Origin of the sequence: Methanolapillus ohkumae, from assembly GCF_032594355.1 — an archaeon.
GTDB classification, from domain to species: Archaea; Halobacteriota; Methanosarcinia; order Methanosarcinales; family Methanosarcinaceae; genus Methanolapillus; species Methanolapillus ohkumae.
Genome location: NZ_CP131061.1, coordinates 155992 through 180190, shown reverse-complemented (window position 1 = coordinate 180190; position 24199 = coordinate 155992). Strand labels below are relative to the sequence as shown.

The window sequence follows — 24199 nt, the reverse complement described above, 5'->3', positions numbered from 1 at the left end:
CAATTTGCAGCATTAAAATGCTGCACCCTTTTTTTATTTTCATAATTTGCAGCATTAAAATGCTGCACCCTTTTTTTATTTTCATAATTTGCCGCATTTCTCTTTTTAAGTTTACAGTTTTTGAGGGCGGGCGTCTAAAGACAATCCTTTTTTTAAAAAAAGTCAAACAACCCAAAAAAAGTTATTGACTGTTTTTAAATGGCTGCCCCGGAATAATTATCATAAAATATTTTGTATATAATTGTCTGTATTATTACAAAGATATTCGATGGTGAGATAATATTATATATTTTATAATATTTATTGATATGAATATAATTATGATTTGATTCTCATTTTGTAAATATGATAAACGATGGATGTCGTTTTTTAAAAGGATTACTATAAAAATATATTATTTATGAATAAATAAATTAATACCCGGAGTATTCTTTCATGGATTCTAAAAATTACATTAAAATTGCCATTATTATTTTAATTGTTATTTTGCTTGCCCTTTTTTTTGTGACGTGCCTTCAATCCAAAACCATGTCGGATTCCTACAAATGTTCAATTTCAAATTCAACCCATTCAACCAATTCATCCTCTCCCGACCCGGGCCCAACCAATAATACAACCGTTGTTCCAGTCATCCCGACAACCGGCGGCACCTCTTCCAACACCCCTGTCCCGCCGGAACCGCCGGAACCGGGAGATTTTCCCGTGGAACTTTATGACTACAATTCAACAACCGAAACGCTTCGCGTTTTAATTACTCTCAACGAATCCCTTCCCGATTTAAACAACATCAATACCCTGACATACAAAAATATCAACACACCATCGGAAACCGGCACCGGAACCATTTCAAATGTCGAAGAGTACACCTCGGTCCCATTGACCTATTTGGTTTCCATCACCCATCTGCCATCCGGATCCCCCGGAACCGCGAAATCTTACACATTCTCCATTCAAAACGGCGTGACCGGAGATGCCGGAACCGTGAACTATCCGTTTGAAAGCGGAAATGGAAGCAACACAAATCCGTTTGTAATGGAAAATATCGTTCAATTTGACGCCCTACGATACTATTCCGGCACCAACGGTAGCAGCCGGCATTTCCGGCTGGATACGGATTTGGATTACCCCGCCGACTGGAACAACATATCCAACAGCTACGCCCGCGCCGGCAATGACGGATTTGGCTGGGACCCGATCGGTACCGGAATTGGAACCGGCGCCGGGGATGGTTTTGGCGGAAAACTCGACGGCAACGGCAAAAACATGACACATTTTTACATTCACCGCCCAACCTTCAGTGACGTCGGTTTGTTTGGCGCGACCGCGTCCGGCTCTGAAATAACAAATCTGGAAATTGATTTGACCGGCCTTGAAATTACCGGCTACGATTCTGTCGGCGGACTTGTCGGGAACAATAGCGGAGCCATCAGCAACGCCAGAATAACCGGTGGAACCATCACCGGAACCAATGCCACAACCGGCGGAATGGTCGGCAAAAACCTGGGCTCTATCAAAAATTCAACCACCCGTGACGGAAGTGTCATCAACAATAAAGACAACGGCCAAGATGTCGGCGGATTCATCGGAGCCAATTCCGCATCAAACTCTCTGGATAACATTTCCTCCTCCAACACCGTCACCGCACCCAACTGTTATTCCGTCGGCGGCCTGATTGGAGCCAATTCCGCCACAATCGGACAGAGCATCACCGGTACACAAATATTCGCAACCGGAAACGTCATTGGAAATATATCGGTCGGCGGTCTGATCGGAAGCTCTCAAAGCAATATTACCGGCTCATCCGGCACCTACTTTTCAACCGGAAACGTGACCGGAAACTATTACACCGGTGGACTCATCGGAAGCAATTTCGGAAACATGACCGGCGTTAATTTTGGAAACATTTACGCCAATGGAACCATCAACGGATATAGTTCTGTCGGCGGACTTATCGGAAGCAACAGCGGGGTCCTTGAAAATGTCGTATACAATGGCAGCTCCGTGACCGGATCCTACAACGTCGGCGGCCTTTGCGGACACAACAATGCGCTGGTTACCGGTTCCAAATCAAGCGGAACAATTTACGCAAATGCAAACCGAGTCGGCGGCCTGATCGGGTCCAATTACCTGCCCGGAACACTGGAATCCGTGTCTACGACCGCGGATGTGATTTCCACAGATGGAAACAGCATAGGAGGGCTTGTTGGGTATAACAATGCCGTCATTTCAAAAGCACAAGCCAGCGGAACAGTTTCGGCCACCAACGTGATGGTCGGCGGCCTTTTGGGGTACAACAACAATTCCATCAGCTTTTCAAATTCCAGCGGCGCGGTGATCGTGACCGGACCCAACATTTACAGCGTTGGCGGACTCATCGGAAGTAATAACTACAAAATCAACAGCTCCCATTCCACCAGCTCTGTCACCATTACGGCGCCCTACATCAGCGATATCGGCGGCCTGACCGGTTATAATAACGACCGAATTGAGGATTCCAATTCAACCGGAACCATCACTATAAACGGCCCCGGAAACTGGATTGGCGGCTTGTCCGGGTCCAACACCGGAACGCTTCTGTCCGTTTATTCAACAAGCGACATCATTGCCGCAAATTCAAATGGGATTGGCGGCTTGGTGGGAAATAATGCCGGAACCATTAACGGAACCAGTTTTGCTCCCTCCTACGCGTCCGGAAACATTTCCGGAATTTCAATCGTCGGCGGCCTTGCCGGCATCAACAACAAAAATATCAGCACTTCCAAATCTAACGGAACCGTCACCGCCACCGGAAGCAACATCAGCGGCTTTACCGGAATCAACACCGGAAACCTTTCATCCGTCACCTCTCAAAGCCATGTAACGGCGGCCGGCGCGACAAATGTCGGCGGTCTTGTCGGCTACAATTCCGGAAAAATGGAAGCCGCAACTGCCGCCGGAAATATTACGGCAACGGATGGAATCAATGTCGGAGGGCTCATCGGAAATAACACCGTTTTGCTCCCCGGAACCGGACTTTCCGACACGGTTTTATCCGCTTCAAGCAATGTTTCCGGAAAAACAAATGTAGGAGGACTTATTGGGATAAACCAAGGAGAAATTGCCGGAAACAACGCAACGTTTTATGCAACCGGAAACGTGAATGGAAACGATTCTGTCGGCGGACTTATCGGAAATAATACCCTCGTCGACGTGAAAAGTTCAACCCCCGGAAAAATTTACGCGTCCTCAAATGTGACCGGAAATTCCTCGGTCGGCGGACTCATCGGAAACAACGCTGGAATTGTCGAGAACACCTCTTACAGCGGGGGAACCGTGACCGGAAACACCTCTGTCGGCGGACTCATCGGCAAGACCAGCAATAAAACCGGTGATTCAAAATCCAGCGGCGTCGTCAGCGCCTCCGGAAATCCGGAAGGCATCGGCGGCTTAATCGGCGTTTGTGGAATTAGTCTGAGCGGATATTCAATCACAAATGTCACTTCCAACTGCACCGTAACGGTGACCGGAGACGGGAAAAAAATTGGCGGACTCATAGGAAATTGCAGCAATTCGTTTTCTCCCAACGCCATTACAATTAATAATTCCAATGCCAGCGGAATGGTGACGGTGACCGGAACCGGAAATGAAATCGGCGGACTGATCGGATCCAATATTAATTCCGGACAAACCGCTCAAGTGTTCGCCGCCGGAACCGTTTCCGCACCCGGAAGCGACAATGTCGGCGGACTTATTGGAAACAATTCCGGCCCGGGAACGATTTCAGACGCACAATTTAACGGAAGCAGCGTCACCGGCAATTTAAATGTCGGCGGACTCATTGGGAAAAAGAATGGGACCTCCGCCCTTTTAAGAACGTCGGCCGGTTCAGTTTCCAAACCGGTATTCGTTCTCGGATATTCCCATGTCGGCGGCCTTGTCGGCGAAAATGGATGGCAAAATAACTCCACCAATTTTTCAGCCGGCGCGAGTATTAACAATTCAACGGTTGTTGGAAACATTACCGGAAAAATGTATGTCGGCGGTCTTGCCGGAGAAAACAATGGAAATGTGACAAATTCATCCGTTTCGGTCGAGGTGACCGGAAACGGAACCAGTGGAACTGTTGCCACCAATAATTATATCGGTGGTTTAATCGGCAGCAACGGCGCTCGTGGAAATATCTCACTTAAAAATACAACCGTAGATGCTACCTTGACCACAAAAACCAGCAACTATGTCGGCGGCGTCATTGGAAACAATTCCGGAAACATAACAATTCTTGAAAATTTGAGCTTCACCCAATACGTTTCCGGATACAATTATACCGGCGGTTTTATCGGCAACAATACCGGAACGCTGTCGGGTTTAAACACCTATTCCATTTCAATGTCGGGTGGTGTTGCCGGAAATGATGTTGTCGGCGGTTTTATCGGAGAAAACAATAAAACGATTTTGAATATCAGCTCCGCCTCGTCGGTGAGCGGCGTCAGCAATGTCGGCGGCCTTGTCGGATCCAATACGGCAACAGACGGCTCGATTATGAATTGTTCCGTTGCCGGAACAAACCTCGTTATTTTTGGAAATACCAATGTCGGTGGAATTGCCGGATACAACCGGGGCCCGATTTTTAATGTTTCCGCGGGCATTTCGGGATCACCGGTGAACGTGTCCGGGAAAACAGATGTCGGCGGACTGATTGGAAATAATGGTGCCTCCATCAACAATTCTTCCGTGTTCGCAAAAATTTCGGACTCCGTCACCGGAAACAGCATTGGTGGAATTGTCGGCAATAATACGCAGACCGCTGTTTTTGAGAACAACACGGTAAATTGTTCCATTACCGCAAACAATGGGATAAGTGTCGGCGGTTTGGCCGGACAAAACAGCGCTGTGCTGACCATAAAATCATCCACTCCGGTTGTGGTCAATATTTCCTCAACCGGTGGAACGAGTATTGGCGGCCTGATCGGGACCAATACCGGACCATTGAATGCGACCCCCACCAGTGTTTCAACAATCGGAACCGTTTCCGGAAAAACAATTGTCGGAGGACTCATTGGAAACAACAACAACAGCGTTCAAAATTTCAGTTCCAACTGTACGGTAACGGCAACCGGTAATAATGTCGGCGGCCTCATCGGATTTAATGGTCTCTCCGGCGCTCTTTCGTCGGTGTCTTCCGAAAGCCGCGTGACCACCACCGGAACCGGTAGCAGCACCGGCGGACTCATCGGAAATAACGCGGCGGGTTTAACCGCGAACGCAAGCAGTGTTTTGTCTTGCAACGGGACCGTGACCGGAATCGCCGCAGTCGGCGGACTTATCGGAACCAATTCCGGGAATTTAAACGGTTTGGGTGGCTCCGGTTATTATATTTATTCCAATTCGGAAGTCACCGGAACCGGATTGGATGTCGGCGGGCTGATTGGAAACAATTCCGGAAATCTGACCGGCGTTTTGTACAACGGGACAAACGTGACCGGAAGAACGAATAATACAGGGGGGCTGGTCGGCAACAACACCAATGGAAAGATTGAGGACTCTAAAACCATTGGAGACGGCGCAGGCGCAAAAATATTTTCTCAAAATAACAGCACCGGCGGCCTGATTGGAAGAAATACCAATGGGGCGATTCAAAATTCGAGTTCGGTTGGATTTACAATCGAAGGAAAATACATTAAAAATGATTCCACTTACGGGAATACCGGAAATTTCACAGGCGGTCTTATCGGTTACAATTCCGGAAATATTACCCGCTGTTTTTCAAATAACACCGTCTCCGGAAAAGAAAATGTCGGCGGTCTTCTCGGATACCACAGCGGAAACGCAACAAGCGGCTGGGTGAATGAATCCAATGCCAGCGGAAACGTCACCGGTTACCAAGCGGTCGGCGGCTTGATAGGATATGCAACCGGTTCGGTTTATAATTCATATTCGGACAACGAACTTGTGAAAGGAGATAACTCCGCGGGCGGCCTGATAGATAATATCATCAATTCCGTTCCCGTGAATGTTTCCAATTGTTATTCCAAAAGCAATGTGGAAGCGTCCGAAGCCGCCGGTTTGGTCCGTGGCTGTACGAACACGACAATTAAAAATTGTTATGCGACGGGACGTGTCAGAGGAGTGTTCCCCAATGGAAATGTCTTAGGAACCGTCGGCGGAATTAACGCGTTTATGCATACCGTTATCGGATCCAGTATTATCCAAAATAGTGTGGCGCTCAATGCCGAAATTGCCGGCGGAAACAAAGGGCGGATTGGAATAATGGCACCGCAAGCCGGAAGAGTCGCCTACTCCGGCAATTACGGTTTAACCAATTTGCCAACCGGTTCTTGGACCAGTGATTTAAATGGAAAAGACGGCGCTAATGTAACCGCGGCAACCGCGGCAACCCTCGCGTTTTACAACACGACGCTTGGATGGGATTTTACAGATACGGACGGAAACCCGCCGATTTGGAGATGGGATGTGACGAATAATATCCCGGTTTTGGCTTGGCAATCTTGACCGGATGAGCATTTTTTTTCAGTAAAACAATTTGAGACAACATGACATGATTCATGTTGTTTCTTTTCATTTTTCATTTTTAGTTTATGGTTTTTAGTTTATTTTTTCTTACTTTTCTTCTTTATTTTTATTCTTCATTTTTTATTTTTTCTTACTTTTCTTCTTTACTTTTTTTCTTCATTTTTTTTCTTCATTTTTTATTTTATGATTTTCCATTTATTTTTTTATTTTAATCAAAAAGAATTTTCACTTTGAAAATATTGTCGAACAAAGAATATATTGAGAAAAATATATATTAAAGAGATAGTAATAAGAGACCAATATTATATATGTGTATTTGTATTAGAAAATATAATTCGTAGATTTTTACTTAAAAATAGAAGGATTTATTATGAAAAATGATGGACAGAAGCGAATAAAAATTGCAATCGTTATTTTACTTGTTATTTTGCTTGCGCTTCTCTTTACGACTTGTTTGAGTACGGATGAACAGGATTTATTGTGTTCATGCGCCTGCGTTGTTTCCGGTCCAAGTTCATCCGGACAAGGATTTATTCACAAAGGCGACGGTGGATCCATCGGTCCGGTAAATGTGACACCGGGCGGAAATGGTACTGACCCGAATATTCCTCCGGTCGACCCGCCAAAACCCCGCGAATTTACGGCGGAGCTTTACGATTACGACAATTCAACACGTACGCTTCGGGTTCTGGTGGAATCCAATGAAACCCTGTCAAGACCGTCGGAAATCAACACGGTTATTTTTGAAAACATCAATGATGCAACAGATAATGGAACAGGAACCGTAACCGGCGTGGTCGCGTACACACCAAAACCACAAACGTATTTGGTATCTATTCAAGGCGTTCCGCTCAATACCCCGGAAGCCGCCGAATCTTATACTTATTCTATTTCAAATGGAGCGACAACCGGAACCCCGGGAACCGTGAATTATCCGTTTGAGGACGGAACCGGAGCGGCCGGAGATCCGTTTACAATGGAGCACATTGTTCAATTTGACGCGCTTCGGTATTTCACGAATGGAAATGGAAGCGGCTTATTCTTCCAATTGGATACGAATTTGGAATATCCGGACGACTGGAATAATGCGTCAAACACCTATATGCGGGCCGGAAATGACGGAACCGGCTGGGATCCGATTGGAACAGACAACATAACAGATGCGTTCGATGGAAAGTTTGACGGCAACCGCCACATTATAACAAATTTCCACATGAATGAACCGACTTCCGCAAACATTGGAATTTTTGGGGTAACCGCCCCCAATTCTGAAATTGAGAATATTAAAATTGATTTAACCGGCCAAGAAATTATCGGAAATGAAAACGTCGGCGGCCTTTTGGGTTACAACCAAGGAACCGTTCGAAATGCAACTGTCGTTGGCGGATCCGTCATTGGAAAATCCTACATAAATCCCACAATAGATCCACCTTTTAATATAAGGGATGGATCAAATGTCGGTGGATTAGTCGGACAAAATCAAGGAGATATCATCAGTTCAAGTACCGGTTCGGATTCTGCACCCATTAATGTTTCCGGAGATTTTGAGGTCGGAGGTTTGGTGGGTTATAACTTCAAAGGAAACATTATCGGAACAGCAACTAATCCGGTGACCGTTAGAGGAAACGTGACAGGAAAAAATACGGTCGGTGGGTTGGTTGGTTGTAATCTGTTCCATGCCCCCGAAGAAGGAATTATTTCAAATGCAACTGCCGGGTCTGCGTCCGCTCCGGTCAACGTAACCGGCATTCAAAATACCGGCGGTTTAATCGGTATAAATGGAAACATTTTGATTGACGGTTGCCGTGACGAAACAATTTTTAATTCATCTGTTTTTGCAAATGTAATTGGAATTGAGGATCCGGATAATGTTTTATGGGGAGTTCATATCGGTGGATTTATCGGTCAAAATGAAAATACAAATGTTTCACTGAACAATTCGACTGTGAATTCCAATGTTTCGGCCGAGCATTCCAATTATGTCGGCGGTGTATTTGGATCGAATACGGGTGGAACAATTAAGGCCAATGAAAAATTGGAATACTCAAAAAATATCAAAGGCCACAATGATGTCGGTGGCTTTATTGGGGTGAATACCAGAGGCAGCATTCAAGGAACAGCATCCGCTCCGATTCTTGTGACCGGAAATGTCGAAGGAAACGACAGTGTCGGCGGCATTATTGGAAACAATTCCGGAACAAATGCCGTCGGAGATACACCCTCCGGAAGCTTAGCTTACATGTCTTCCTCCGGAAACATAACCGGAAACAAAAATGTGGGCGGCGTGGCCGGAAACAGTTGGGGCGTAAGTGCCGAGCTTTCTCATTTATCCTTCACCGGAAACGTAACCGGAAAGGAATATGTCGGCGGACTTGTTGGAAACAATATTGAAAGTCATATTTCGGACGCCGTCGTCGGAGCCATTGCCGCCCCGGTCAAAGTGACAGGGCATTCCAATGTCGGCGGTTTCATCGGAAATAACAGCGGAATCATTACCACATCAACCGTTGTGTCCAAAGTGGTCGGAACCGGAATTAAAACAGACGAGCCAAAAGGAATGAACCTCGGCGGATTTATCGGAAACAATGCCGCTGCTTTGACGTTAAACAACTCCATGGTGAATTCAACACTCACCGGTACGGAAAACAGCAACAATGTCGGCGGACTCATCGGACAAAACAGCGGGAAGATTATGCCAAACAGCGCGTTGGTGTTTTCAAAGGATATTACCGGTGATACGTCCATTGGCGGTTTTATTGGGAACAACACCGGGTCCATTGAAGGAACAGAAACAAATACAATTTCAGTAACCGGAAATGTGACCGGAGGGGGAAATGTCGGCGGACTCATCGGGTACAATGAGGGCCCGGTCAAATACGCATCGGCATCCGGCGGAAAAGTGACAGGAGCGGATGGCGGCGGTATTGGCGGACTTATCGGATGGAATAAAATGAATACATCCAGAGCTTCCGGTAAATTTTTGGACCACGTTTCCTCTTCCAAAGACGTGAGCGCTCCCTCCGGACAGACAACGGGCGGCCTGATTGGACAAAACAACGTCTGGCCGACAGCTTATGCGGGACCGAGCCTTATAGGTGTTGTTTCAGCTACCGGAAATGTGACAGGAAATCAAAAAGTCGGCGGACTCATCGGTTCGAATTCCGTCGCATTTATTTTGGATGCGGATTCATCTGTTTTTGCGACGGGGAACGTAATCGGAAACACATTTGTCGGCGGATTAATGGGCGGCAATTCCGGAAATATCCAAGGAACGAATACAAATAAAATTTATGCGAGCGGAAATATTACCGGAAGCAGTAGCACAGGCGGATTGATCGGTAGCAACAGCGGCTCTTTGGAATACGTTGTTTACAATGGATCCAAGGTAACCGGCGGAAACGATACCGGTGGTTTAATTGGTACAAACTTCAATTCTGTTAAAAATTCAAGTTCAAGCGGAGACGTCAACGCATTTGGGGGAAAATCAAATGTAGGCGGACTCATTGGAAACAGCCTTGTTACACAGAATGATATTTACATCAATTTGTCCAATTCAAGCGGCACGGTCACCATCTCCGGAGACGGAAAAAATGTGAGCGGATTGATCGGAAACAGTAATGGAGAGGGCACAACCGGCCCCTATAAAACCACAATTCAATCCTCCTATTCAAGCGGACCGATTATCATAAACGGAAACGGATTAAATGTCGGAGGATTGATTGGAATCAACAACAATACAACCGCCGCCAATAAAACCGTGGTTCAAGCATCCAATTCAAGCGGAACAATTAAGATTACCGGAACCGGAACCAACGTAGGAGGAATGATTGGATTCAGCAAAGCGACGGTGGAAAATTCCAATTCAAGCCGCGGCATTACCGTGAGCGGATTCGGAAAAAATGTCGGCGGGCTCATTGGCGCTGTCGAGGACGAGACTTCATCGAACCCATCAACGATTAAAAATTCTAATTCGACCGGACTTGTAACCATAATAACCAATGCAAATAATGTCGGCGGGCTCATCGGTTTGAATAATCAATCCGGTGCGATTCAATCTGTTTTCTCCTCCGGCTCAGTGATGGTAACCGGTTCCGGAAGACAGATTGGCGGGTTGATTGGTTTAGATAATCAAACCGGTGCGATTCAAACTGTTTTTTCATCCGGTGATGTGACCGTAGACGGGTCTGGTAGTTATTACGTTGGTGGTTTGATTGGCTGTTCCACAAAATCCGGTTCTATTCAGTCCGCCTCATCTTCCGGCAAGATCTTAGCAAAAAGTAGTGAAAGCGTCGGCGGGTTGATTGGGGAAAATACAAAAAATATATCTAATGCCAAATATAACGGAACAAATGTAACAGGAAACAAACATGTGGGAGGACTTATTGGAAAAAATACAGGGCTTATTGTTGAGTCATGTGTTGATTCCGAAACGGCAAATCCGGTTGAAATCGCTGGCCGAGAATCCGTTGGTGGTTTCATCGGGAACAATACCGCCGTAATTACAGGTTCATATGTCGTATCCAATGTGATTGGAACCGGAGACGAACTGTCCGCGGGTCTTTATGTTGGAGGATTTATCGGAAACAATTCAGCTGATTTGACGTTGAATAATTCCACGGTGAATTCGACAATAACCGGCACCGAAAAAAGTCATTTTGTCGGCGGCATTTTCGGAAGGAATAGTGGAAAAATAACACCGGAAGAACCGTTGGTATTTTCAAAAGACGTGACCGGTGAATTTTCTGTCGGGGGATTTATTGGAAATAACAGTGGAGTAATTGCCGGAACCGTAGACAAACCAATATCCGCCACAGGAACAATAAGGAGTTTTGAGCGTGCGGGCGGATTAATTGGGGAGAATAGCGGAAAATTGGAAAACGTATCCGCATCCGGAAATGTTTCCGGAAAGGGGAACATCGGTGGTTTGGTTGGAATCAACACCGGAATGATTAACAACTCAACCGCAACCGGCAAAGAAATTAAGTCAACGGAAATCCCCGCCTCGGGAACCGTGACGGTTTGGACTGGTGGATTGATTGGAATGAATAATGGAACGGTCAGCAATTCGACTTCTTCCGGCGGGATTGTTACAGCCGATATAGGAGGATATGTCGGCGGCCTTATTGGAGAAAATCGGGAGGGCGGAGTTTTGAATAATGTTTCATCTTCCAATGAGATTCATGTGAATAAATCTCATTGTGTCGGCGGGTTGGTTGGATTCAGTAAGGGAAGTATTAAAAATTCAACTGCTACAGGAGATATTGTTGTCACCGACGTGGGAAGCTCCATGCCCCGTATAAAAGACGTAGGCGGTCTTATCGGAAATATCACAGCGTTACCATCCAAACCTGTTGTTATTGAGAATTCACGCTCAACCGGCAACATTACGATCGGAGAAAATGTAGAGGCAAACGGCGGATTGGTTGGAAATGCCACAGGCAACGGACAAGCGAACTCTGTTTTAATTAACGGTTGTTATGCCTCCGGAAAAATCACCGGAGGAAATTACAATGGCGGCGTGATCGGGCGAGGTTCGGGGGGAGTAACTGTTTCGAACTCGGTTTATTTGAATACAGAGGTCCCCGGAGAAACATCCGGAAGAATCGGAAGTTTCGACCCAACATACACACCCAATCCACCCGACATTTCTGACCCATCCTCCTACATACCCGATCCATCCGACATTCCTGACCCATCCATGATCTATTCCAACAATTATGCCCTTGGCGAAAACACTTATGAAGATTGGGCTTATGCTTGGATTATATATACAAAAGACGGGGCTAATGTTGCCACCGACTGTGCCAAAACTCAAGGTTTCTTCGATGGAACCGGAACAGTTCAAGATTCCATCTCAACAACACTCCGTTGGAATTTTTCGAGTGTTTGGAAATGGGATGATATAAATGACCTTCCGATTTTGGCTTGGGAGAATTAAACAGGTTAAAGGAAAAAATAACAAATTCCAAAAAACAACATGATTGGATCATGTTGTTTTTTTCTATTTTTCACAGGATGCGCATAATTTCATGGCTTTTTAAAAAGTCGAGAATCTGAACATTTTTTTTCAAGAAATTATTGATATTTTCTCAAGTTTTTTATCATAAATGATTGATTATTTTTGATTGTTATATTTATTCAAATACAATAAATAAATTCGCAAAAATAAAAGATATAGAGGGCGTCATGTAGGCTGATATTTATATTTATATCATAATATAATTAATGAAATGATTTGTTTATAAACAATTAATAAATGATTAGTATTATATAGAAAGATGGAAAATATGAGTTGATTTTATTAATTATATTTTAATTTAAAAACAGTTAAAAAACGATATGAGGGCTGATTATGGAAAATAAAGAAAAAAATAAGAATTACATAAAAATTGCAATTGTTATATTAATTGTTATTTTGCTGGCTCTTCTCTTTACGACTTGCTTAAGTTTTAAAGATGAAAGTGATTTGCTCTGTTCATGCGCTGTTTCAGGCCAAGGTTCAACCGGTGAAGGATTTATTCACAAAGGCGACGGCGGCTCAGGAACGCCGGGTCCGGTTGTTGTGACACCGGGCGGAAATGGTACTGACCCGAATATTCCTCCGGTCGACCCGCCAAAACCCCGCGAATTTACGGCGGAGCTTTACGATTACGACAATTCAACACGTACGCTTCGGGTTTTGGTGGAATCCAATGAAACCCTGTCAAGACCGTCGGAAATCAACACGGTTATTTTTGAAAACATCAATGATGCAACAGATAATGGAACAGGAACCGTAACCGGCGTGGTCGCGTACACACCAAAACCACAAACGTATTTGGTATCTATTCAAGGCGTTCCGCTCAATACCCCGGAAGCCGCCGAATCTTATACTTATTCTATTTCAAATGGAGCGACAACCGGAACCCCGGGAACCGTGAATTATCCGTTTGAGGACGGAACCGGAGCGGCCGGAGACCCGTTTACAATGGAGCACATTGTTCAATTTGACGCGCTTCGATATTTCACGAACGGAAACGGAAGCGGCTTATTCTTCCAATTGGATACGGATTTGGAATATCCGGACGACTGGAATAATGCGTCAAACACCTATATGCGGGCCGGAAATGATGATTCCGGCTGGGATCCGATTGGAACAGATAATGGAGATATTTCTAACATCAATGAGGAAGATGGCTTTGATGGGTCATTTGATGGCGACAGCCATACTTTAACAAAGTTCTATATTGATGAGTCGGATTCCGACGCAATTGGAATTTTCGGTGTGGTGGCAGAGGACTCTGAGATTAAAAACATTAAACTCGATTTAACCGGCCAAGAAATTGTCGGAAAAGATGTCGTCGGCGGCCTGGTTGGACTCAATAATAATGGAACAATCCAAAATTCAAGCGTTGTTGGCGGAACAATTCGTGGAAATGAATGTGTCGGCGGCCTGGTTGGAGCAAATGCCGGTTCTATCAAAGATTCTTCAGCCGGTTCTACCGATTTGCCTTTATCCCGAATTAATGTAATCGGTTTGGACAGTGTTGGTGGATTTGTCGGCTCCAACAATGAAGGAACCATTGCCACGTCTTTTGTTGTTTCCCAAGTCAGTGGAACGGGAACAAGTTCAAATCCGGGCAAGGAAATTGGTGGATTTATCGGCTACACTTCAGATGGGAATCTGGTTTTGAACAATTCAAGTGTCAATTCAAGTGTGACCAATACGGAATACAGCAGTGAAGTCGGTGGTGTAATCGGACGGAATATTAACACAACAATCACCCACACGGAACAATTGGTGTATTCAGAAGATATAACCGGTCTTGACCATGTCGGTGGTTTTATTGGAAGGAACCAAGGAAAAATTGAAGGAACATCCACGAAACTGATTATTGTCAATGGAACAATCACCGGAAATGACTGTGTGGGTGGAGTAATCGGAGAAAATTATGATAACGAAACATCCGGAATGAAATACAACGGCTCTTCCGTATCCGGAAATAACTCTATCGGAGGATTAATCGGATCGAATGAATATTGCTCTGTTTCAGACTCAATTGTTGACTCGGGTGATTCAGCCAATCCGGTTGAAATCACCGGAAATACCAATGTCGGTGGATTTGTTGGACAAAATAAAGATTTTGGAGTCACAGGCCCCATTAATAATTCAAATGTCAACAACACTTCTGTTGTAGGACTCGTAGGAGTTGGCGGATTTATTGGAGACAATAATGGAACAATTGAAAGTTCTGCCGTCGGATCCTCTGCAGTCCCTGTTAATGTTTCCGGAGTAAACCTTGTTGGCGGTTTCATCGGTGTGAATAACGCGGGTGGAATCATTACAACTTCAACAGTTGTATCAGATGTGACCGGAACCGGAACAGCTGCTACAAAAGGCGATTACATCGGCGGATTTATCGGAAGCAATGCGGCTGATTTGACGCTGACCAACTCCACGGTTAATTCTACATTGACAACATCAAACAGTAACTATGTCGGTGGTGTTTTTGGAGGAAATTGGGGAACCATTACAATAAATGAAAATACCGTTTTGTCCAAAAACATTGAAGCCCTCAATTTCAGCGGTGGTTTTATCGGAGTAAATTTTGGTAAGATCAATAATGTAAACACCCTCGCCGTGAATGGAACGGTTGAAGGAGACCGTTATGTCGGCGGCCTTATTGGTTCAAACCATGGCGCAGCTCTTGAAAAAATGACCTACAACGGCACATTGGTTTCAGGAAATACATATGTCGGCGGTTTAATCGGCAGTAATGTTTTCAACAACGCTGCTACAGATATTATTTCAACCTCAAAAGTAGATTCAGGAAACCCGGCCAGTCCGGCTGAAATTAAAGGCCATTCTGAAGTCGGCGGTTTCATCGGAAACAACAATGGTACAATTACAACGTCAACCGTTGTGTCCAAAGTGGTCGGAACCGGAATGAAAACAGACGACCCAAAAGGAATGAATATCGGTGGATTTATCGGCAACAATTCTGCTGCTTTGACGCTGAACAATTCAACGGTGAATTCAACCGTAACCGGTACCGAAAACAGTAACAATGTCGGCGGGGTTTTCGGGAAAAACAGCGGAACGATTATGCCGAGTGAAACCTTGGTGTTTTCAAAATATATTGCAGGAAATGACAACGTCGGCGGGTTCATTGGAAACAACACCGGAACTGTTGCCGGAACAGCATCATATACAATTTCAACGACCAGAGATGTTATTGGAAACAATTGCATCGGTGGATTCATAGGCATGAACAGCCCCACCGGGGTGCTGAATAATGTATCATCCTCTGGAAACGTAACCGGATACACCAATGTTGGCGGATTAGTCGGGCAAAACGGTTTGAATGGATGGCAGGGTCAGGGATTCATCGACAATTCAAGTGCAACCGGCAAAGAAATTAAAAGTACCATGATGGTTCCCGACTTGAATTTACAGACAAACGTCGGCGGATTGGTTGGACAAAATTTCGGCTCAATCCGTAATTCAACTTCTACCGGAGGAAAGATTATGGCCGGTGGAAACAATGTGGGTGGCTTAATCGGTTTTAACACGGCTTATGGGGCCTTAGACAATGTTTCCTCTTCAAATGAAATTGATGCAGAAAATTGTAATCAAGCGGGTGGATTGATTGGTTGGAACACCGCAAAACTCCCCGGAAAAATAAACGACACCGATCCAATAACAGGCACAACCCTTAGTGCAAGCGGGGATGTAAAGGGACTCAATAGAACCGGTGGATTGATCGGGGGTAGCGGGAATGAACTTTCCGAAAGTGGCTCTACCTTTTACACAACCGGAAATGTTATCGGAAACACGGATGTGGGCGGATTAATCGGTGATGCAGTTGGTAATGTATCTACTCAAACCGGAGATATTTATGCGAACGGAACCGTTATCGGTAAGATAAACGTTGGCGGATTGGTCGGAAGTAGCAGATCCGTTGAAAACGCACTTTATAACGGGACATCCGTCACAGGAGAAAGTGGTATCGGTGGATTGATTGGTTATGCTTCCGGTTCCGTCAAAGATTCGTCATCCGTTGGAGATGTATCCGCCACCGGCTCCGGTAATAGTATCGGTGGTCTTATTGGAGTTTTCGCGCCGATCAGTGTGGGTTGTGTGATTGAGAACTCCAGCTCAAGCGGAGAAGTAAACGCGCCTTCCGGAACAAAAGTAGGCGGTTTAGTAGGTGCGCTTGGCAGAAACGATTGTACCCCCCGTCCATACACATCCACAATTATAGAATCTTATTCAAAGAGCAATGTGTTCGGGTCCGGCTCTGTCGGCGGATTAGTTGGCGAGGCCGTTCCAAATCCTGGAGGGATCACTAAGATTAACAAAAGCCACGCAGAGGGCGATGTTACAGGAAGCGGGGGGGGAGTAGGCGGTTTGGTTGGATATGTCACAAAAGAAACCGTACCCGGAGATAATGGCTTTTTAATTGATGAATGCTATGCATCCGGAATTGTTGGCGGAAAGAGTGGCGTCGGCGGTTTAATAGGATATGGCATCAGCAGTAATATCTCTAACTCTAAATTCAATGGAACGTCCGTGACAGGCGAATCAAATGTCGGGGGTTTGGTAGGTTACATGTCAATCGATTCCGGCGGCGATATTAAAATTAATAATAGTTACGCAACGGGAGACGTTACCGGAACAGCAGTCAGCAGTAGTTATGCCGGCGGATTGGTTGGAGGTACAGCCGTAACACCAACGACTCAATTGATAATGGATATGTGTTATGCATCCGGAGATGTTTCAGGAAATGGTTATGTTGGAGGTTTAGTCGGCGAGTTAATTCGAGGAGAAATATCCAATTCAGTCGCCTTAAATCCAAATGTTTTGGGAACCGGAAATATCGGAAGAATAGGAGGTCCGGAAACAGACCCGAGTAATGTATCTTATATCAATAACTACGGTCTGAACAAAATGAACCCAGTTCCTTGGACAAATGAGATTAATGGAAAAAACGGTGAGGATGTTGACAGCGACGATGCCGATACTCAAGGATTCTTCGACGGAACCGGAACAATTGATGGTACTACCTCAACAACGCTCGCGTGGGATTTCTCATCTGGCGGAGTTTGGAAGTGGGATGCCAGTGCAAACCGTCCGATATTAGCTTGGGAAACCTAAAAAACCGAAAAGAACCTGAAAAAAACAAAAACAATAAATTTCAAAAAAACAACATGATTTTTCAATCATGTTGTTTTTTCTTTTTTAGTTTTACAATTTTTTAAAAATTTGCGTTTTTATTTTTCATTATCACTTATTTGACTTTTGTTTTATTATTTGGATTTATAAATCGGTTAAAATTAAAAACTAAAAAATCAAAAAAAAGGGAAATTATGAAAACCCAAGAAAAAAATAAGAATTACATAAAAATTGCAATTGTCATTTTAATTGTTATTTTGCTGGCTCTTCTCTTTACGACTTGCTTAAGTTTTAAAGATGAAAATGATTTGCTTTGCTCATGCACGGTTTCAGGACAAGGTTCAACCGGTGAAGGATTTATTCACAAGGGCGACGGCGGCCCGGAACCTCCGGGTCCGGTTGTTGTGACACCGGGCGGAAACGGAACCGATCCGACCAATCCTCCGGTCAATCCTCCGATGCCGCTTGAATTCAAAACAGAGCTTTACGATTACAATGAAACAACGCACACCCTTCGAGTGTTGGTGTCCAATGATACAATTTCAAGCGCGGCGGATATCAATAATATTACTTTTGAAAACATGAGCGATCCGGCAGACCAAGGAACAGTTCCGGAGGCAGATTTTGACGTCACCAAATACGAATTACTGCAATTCACTTATTTGGTTTCTATTCGCGGCTCTCAATTAAATACACCGGGAGACGGTGAATTATACACTTATTCCGTATCAAAAGGAAATGACCCCTTTGGAAGTGTCAATTATCCGTTTGAAGCCGGATCCGGAACAGACACCGATCCGTTTACAATGGAACACATTGTTCAATTTGACGCGCTTCGATATTATACCGAAGGAAATGGAAGCGGTAGATTCTTCCAACTGGATGAGGATTTGACATATCCGGACGACTGGAACCAAGCAGCCGGACCAACCAATCTTTATGAGAGAGCCGGAAATGACGGAACCGGCTGGGATCCGATTGGAACAGACGACACAACGGATGCATTTGATGGAAAGTTTGACGGAAACAACAAAAAAATTGAAAAATTTTACATAAATAAGTCGACTTCCACAAACGTCGGAATATTTGGAGCGACGGAAACCGGTTCTAAAATCGGAAATATTACCATTGATTTAACCGGCCAAGAAATCATCGGAAAAAGTGATGTCGGCGGACTTGTCGGATACAATCAAGGATCCATATTAAATGTGGATATTATCGGCGGAACAATCATCGGAGAGAAAGGTGTCGGCGGACTGATCGGAAGTAACATGGGCCCGATTCAGGAATCTAATGCCGGTTCAGCTTCCAACCCGATTACGGTCAAAGGAATTCATGAGACAGGCGGATTTATCGGTGACAATTGGGAATTGATTGAAACCTCTTCCGTTGTTTCAAATGTATTTGGAATAAAAGTATCTTCATCCGGCGGCAGTGGCATTGGCGGATTTATCGGAAACAATGCTGTTGATTTGACATTGAATAATTCGACGGTGAACTCCTCTGTTTCAGCACCGGACAGCAAAGCAGTCGGTGGTGTTTTTGGAAGTAACGCTGGAAAGATTACTCCAAGTGAACCGTTGGTATTTTCAAAAGATATAACCGGGCTTGACAATGTGGGTGGTTTTATCGGATACAATTCCGGAGAAATTGCCGGAACGGCAACAGACCCGATATTTGTGAATGGAACCGTCGCCGGAAATGATTATGTCGGCGGACTCATCGGATCTTGTTCTGCGTCTTCAGCAATATCAGGAGTTACATACAACGGATCCTCTGTTACAGGAAATGATTATGTCGGAGGCTTAATCGGTGCCAACTATGGGGACACGATTTCAGATTCCGTCGTTAATTCAGGAGATTCAGCCAACCCGGTTGAAATCACCGGAAATTTCTATATAGGTGGATTTATCGGCAAAAATGAAGGAGCCATTGAAAACTCAAATGTTCTCAATTCCTCTGTTGAAGGGAAAAGAGAAGTCGGTGGTTTCATCGGAAATAACAGCGGTTTAATTGAAAGTTCTGCCGTCGGATCCTCTGCAGTCCCTGTTAATGTTTCCGGAGTAAACCTTGTTGGCGGTTTCATCGGTGTGAATAACGCGAGTGGAATCATTACAACTTCAACAGTTGTATCAGATGTGACCGGAACCGGAACAGCTGCTACAAAAGGCGATTACATCGGCGGATTTATCGGAAGCAATGCGGCTGATTTGACGCTGACCAACTCCACGGTTAATTCTACATTGACAACATCAAACAGTAACTATGTCGGTGGTGTTTTTGGAGGAAATTGGGGAACCATTACAATAAATGAAAATACCGTTTTGTCCAAAAACATTGAAGCCCTCAATTTCAGCGGCGGTTTTATCGGAGCAAATTATGGTAAGATCAATAATGAAAACACCCTCGCCGTGAATGGAACGGTTGAAGGAGACCGTTATGTCGGTGGTCTCATCGGTGCAAATAATGCATCTCTTGAAAACATGACCTACAACGGCACATTGGTTTCAGGAAATACATATGTCGGCGGTTTAATCGGCAGTAATGTTGTCAACACCCCTGCTACGGATATTATTTCAACCTCAAAAGTAGATTCAGGAAACCCGGCCAGTCCGGCTGAAATTAAAGGTCATTCTGAAGTCGGCGGTTTCATCGGAAACAACAATGGTACAATTACAATGTCAACCGTTGTGTCCAAAGTGGTCGGAACCGGAACAGACAGTCAAAGAGGAATGAATATCGGTGGATTTATCGGCAACAATTCTGCTGCTTTGACTTTGGACAATTCGACGGTCGATTCGGCAATCACCAGTACCGAAAACAGTAACAGTGTTGGTGGCGTTTTCGGACAAAACAGCGGAACGATTACGCCGAGCGAAGCCTTGGTGTTTTCAAAAAATATAATCGGCCTGGATAATGTGGGTGGTTTTATCGGATACAATTCCGGAGAAATTGCCGGAACGGCAACAGAAACGATATTTGTGAATGGAACCGTTGCCGGAAATAATTATGTCGGCGGACTCATCGGATCTTGTTCCGTTTCTTCAACAATATCAGGAGTTACATACAACGGATCCTCTGTTACAGGAAATGATTACGTCGGCGGACTCATCGGAAACAATTCCGGAACCGTAAAAACTTCAACCGCCGGCTCTATTAATGTTGTTCTAAGCGATCATATCGTTCCGACAAATATATTCCAATATATGGAAGACACGTCAACCGTTAATTCTTTGGTGAATGTTTCCGGAAATGATTACGTTGGAGGATTCATCGGAAAGAATACGGGTGTTGTCGGAGAAACAGCAGCAGTAGGACAGCCACCTGTTGGCAACCCGGCAGAATATATATACGCAGCGGCAAACGTTTCCGGAAATAACTATGTCGGCGGACTTATTGGAGAAAATGACAGACAAAATGCAGGTAGCAATGAAAATGTGCGGTATTATTATTCAGGCGGCAACGTTTATGCAACCGGAAGCTACGTTGGCGGGTTGATCGGGTCAAATATACATCCACGCCAAATGTGGTATATTGGCTCAAGCAGTAACGTTACAATAGATAGTGAATCCGATGTTGAAAATATCGGTGGCTTGTTTGGAAAAAACAAACAAAATAGACCAGGTTGTGGCACTCACTATTCCATTTCAAGGGGCAACATTTTGATTAAGACAACAGAAAATATCCGGTATGTCGGGGGCTTTGTAGGCAATATGGACCAAAAGATTGAGAATTCGGGTGCTACGACGATGATTGAAAAATCCACTTCTAATGGAAACATCGATGTTCGTGGAAACCATATCTCAATGGTTGGCGGGTTTGCCGGCTATAATTCAGGTTCAATTCAAACCACTTGCAAATCATCCGGTAATGTCGATGTTACAGGAGTAAATATTGAGGACATCGGCGGTCTTGTCGGTTACAGCGAGGGGCAGGTCCTAAGTTCGAGTTCGAGTGGTAATGTAGTAATTTCAGGAAGCGGTAAAAATATTGGCGGGCTTGTCGGACGAAATAATAACATAGACTCCACAAACCAAATGAGCACACGGGGGACAATAAACGGAAATACCAATGCATCCGGCAATGTCCATGCACCCAACTGTGACAATGTCGGCGGTTTGGTTGGAAATAATAATTTGGCCAAAATCGCGCCCAATGATTTTACCCCACAAAATTCGAAAATCAACGCATCCGGAGATGTTACCGGAAACAATAATGTCGGCGGTTTAATCGGGCTTCATGAAGGAGAAGAGGTCCGTTTTATCGGATACTACAAGAGCGGAGAGACGAATGCCGGCGGAAATATCACCGGAAAAGATAATGTCGGTGGTTTGGTCGGTTATTCCAAATCGAGTATGAACATTATTTCAACCAAAGCATGCGGAAATGTCACCGGGGAAAACAATGTCGGTGGTTTGATTGGAAAAATAGACTTTATTTCAAAACCGAATGCAAATGGTATTACATACAACAATGTGAATAACAGTTATTCCACCGCAAACGTGACAGCAACAGGTGATAATGTAGGCGGTTTAATCGGATTAGCAACGGGATCGGGAACCTACAAGATTGTGGTCAACCGCATTTACACAACAGGCAGCGTTTCCGGAAACGATTCTGTCGGTGGTTTGATTGGAAACGGATCCGACATATCAATCAGTAATTCAAATGCGTTGAATTCAGAAATTTCCGCATCCGGCAGCAATATTCACCGTATAATCGGAACGATGCTAGACAGCACGTTAAGTAATAACTACGCAACCGTTGGCGGAACAGGAACTTGGACTAAGAAAGGTTTAGATCAAGCAGACGGATGGGATGGAGAGGTGTTTGGGTGGGGCAACTCGGTGTCCGGAACATACTATTGGAAAAACGGATCTAAACCGTCCCTGTTCTGGGAACCGTAATTTTTGTCTTGGCTAAAAAACAAAAGAGAATACAAAATAATGCTAAAAAACAATAAATTTCAAAAAAACAACATGAGAAATCATGTTGTTTTTCTATTTAAAATTCAATTCACTCAAAATGAACTCAAAAATTAATTTTTAAAAAAAAAGAAATCTGATTTTTTAAAACAAAAAAAATTAAAAATCAGAATGTATCGAGTTCGCCTTTGGCCACCATTTCGGTGATTTTGCGGGTATTTGCGAGCCATTCGTCAATGATTCCTTCGGCTTCTTTTCTCATGGAATCGAATTTCACGCCCGGCTTCGTACTGATTTGCGCGCTCGCAATGAGCGGCTGGTCAATCGGGTGCCCGATTTGAGACAACAATTTGACATAAACATCGTCGATTCCATCAAGCTCGGTTGCGATTTGACGGGCGATTTGCGTCGACAATAAATTATAAATCTTTCCGATGTGGTTGATCGGATTTTTGCCGCTTGTCGCCTCCATACTCATCGGGCGGTTGGGCGTAATCAAACCATTGGAACGGTTTCCGCGGCCAACCGAGCCGTCGTCTCCCATTTCCGCGGAAGTCCCCGTGACCGTCAAAAAGACCGACTCTTTGGCAATGTCATCCGCCGTGTTGATGTCCACCGTCACATTTCTTTGCGTGTACTTCGGAACCAAATCAAGAACATAATCCTTCATTTCTTCAACGATATTGACATAAGCCCCAATGTCGTCCACATACTGTCCGACCAGGCCGCTGCAAATCGTGAGCGTAATATCTTCACCGTTTCGAAGCCCCATCACTTTAATGTCTTCACCGACGGCTTTTTGACCTTTCTTTTTCTTGAGATCTTCCACAAGCGCACGTTCGGTGTTGTAGACAATTTTTTCAAGTTCGGAAAACGGCGCATGACCAACCCCAAAAGATGTGTCGTTTGCGACCGGAACCTTGGAGTCGCGGCCAAACACGTGCATCAAATCAGAGGATCCGGTTCCGAATTTGCAATCCAAAATCACATTACAATCCACATCCAAACTCGGAAGCGTGTTTTTCAAGTAGTTGCGCGCGGTTTTTAGCGCGATGGTGTCCGCCGGAATGCTCGTTCCCTGAAATTCTTTGGTGGCCCGCCCGACCAACAAAATATAAATCGGTTGGATGACTTGTCCGCCGCCGAATTCCGGAATAGAACGACCGGCAACGATTTGAGTTTCATCGGTGTTGTGATGCAAAACCCCGCCGCATTTTTGGATGTATTCTTTACATAAGGCGCGGCTGACCGATTCCGCAAGACCGTCGGCAATGCTGTCCGGATGTCCGATTCCTTTTCGCTCAACCAATTCAATTTGTTGTTTTTCAATTGGTGTCGCCATGTAAGGCTCCACACAAATATTTCTCGCCATGAATGTGTCCTCTTTTTTATTTCATTTAAAAATCAGATTATTTTTTTATTCTTGGGTTTATTTTTTTTAATTTTTGTTTTTAATTTGTTTTTAATTTTTTTAATTTTTGTTTTTAATTTGTTTTTAATTTTTTTTAATTTTTGTTTTGATTCTTGGTTTCGTCTTGTGATTTTTCAAAGTTAATCAAAGTTAAATTACAGGACGTGACAGTACGAGTCAATAGTATATATTCTTTAC

5 protein-coding genes are annotated in these 24199 nt (G+C 44.5%); 4 read left to right on the top strand and 1 reads right to left on the bottom strand.

Annotation, left to right across the window (positions count from 1 at the left end; genetic code table 11):
- Positions 1 to 435 precede the first annotated feature (435 nt).
- From MsAm2_RS00645 to MsAm2_RS00630, 4 genes are all read left to right on the top strand, one after another.
- The gene (locus MsAm2_RS00645; RefSeq protein ID WP_338097899.1) at positions 436 to 6489 is read left to right on the top strand and encodes a beta strand repeat-containing protein; all 6054 of its coding nucleotides are present in this window, start codon (positions 436 to 438) and stop codon (positions 6487 to 6489) included.
- A 391-nt stretch (positions 6490 to 6880) separates the two neighbouring features.
- Positions 6881 to 12448, top strand: a complete 5568-nt coding sequence (locus MsAm2_RS00640; RefSeq protein ID WP_338097898.1) for a beta strand repeat-containing protein — start codon at positions 6881 to 6883, stop codon at positions 12446 to 12448.
- Between the two features lie 414 nt (positions 12449 to 12862).
- Positions 12863 to 17647, top strand: a complete 4785-nt coding sequence (locus MsAm2_RS00635) for a beta strand repeat-containing protein (RefSeq protein WP_338097897.1) — start codon at positions 12863 to 12865, stop codon at positions 17645 to 17647.
- A gap of 212 nt (positions 17648 to 17859) precedes the next feature.
- A complete protein-coding gene (locus MsAm2_RS00630) occupies positions 17860 to 22572 on the top strand; it encodes a beta strand repeat-containing protein (RefSeq protein WP_338097896.1) in 4713 nt (1570 codons plus the stop codon).
- Between the two features lie 184 nt (positions 22573 to 22756).
- Here MsAm2_RS00630 and MsAm2_RS00625 read toward each other — a convergent pair whose 3' ends face one another.
- Positions 22757 to 23962 carry a methionine adenosyltransferase gene (locus MsAm2_RS00625; protein ID WP_338097895.1) on the bottom strand — a complete coding sequence of 402 codons (1206 nt, stop codon included), beginning with the start codon at positions 23960 to 23962 and terminating at the stop codon, positions 22757 to 22759.
- Positions 23963 to 24199: the final 237 nt, after the last annotated feature.

Excerpts from the sequence above, each read along its gene's own strand:
- MsAm2_RS00630 (WP_338097896.1), top strand. The coding sequence starts at position 17,860 with ATGAAAACCCAAGAAAAAAATAAGAATTACATAAAAATTGCAATTGTC.
- MsAm2_RS00640 (WP_338097898.1), top strand. The coding sequence starts at position 6,881 with ATGAAAAATGATGGACAGAAGCGAATAAAAATTGCAATCGTTATTTTA.
- MsAm2_RS00635 (WP_338097897.1), top strand. The coding sequence starts at position 12,863 with ATGGAAAATAAAGAAAAAAATAAGAATTACATAAAAATTGCAATTGTT.
- MsAm2_RS00645 (WP_338097899.1), top strand. The coding sequence starts at position 436 with ATGGATTCTAAAAATTACATTAAAATTGCCATTATTATTTTAATTGTT.
- MsAm2_RS00625 (WP_338097895.1), bottom strand. The coding sequence starts at position 23,962 with ATGGCGAGAAATATTTGTGTGGAGCCTTACATGGCGACACCAATTGAA.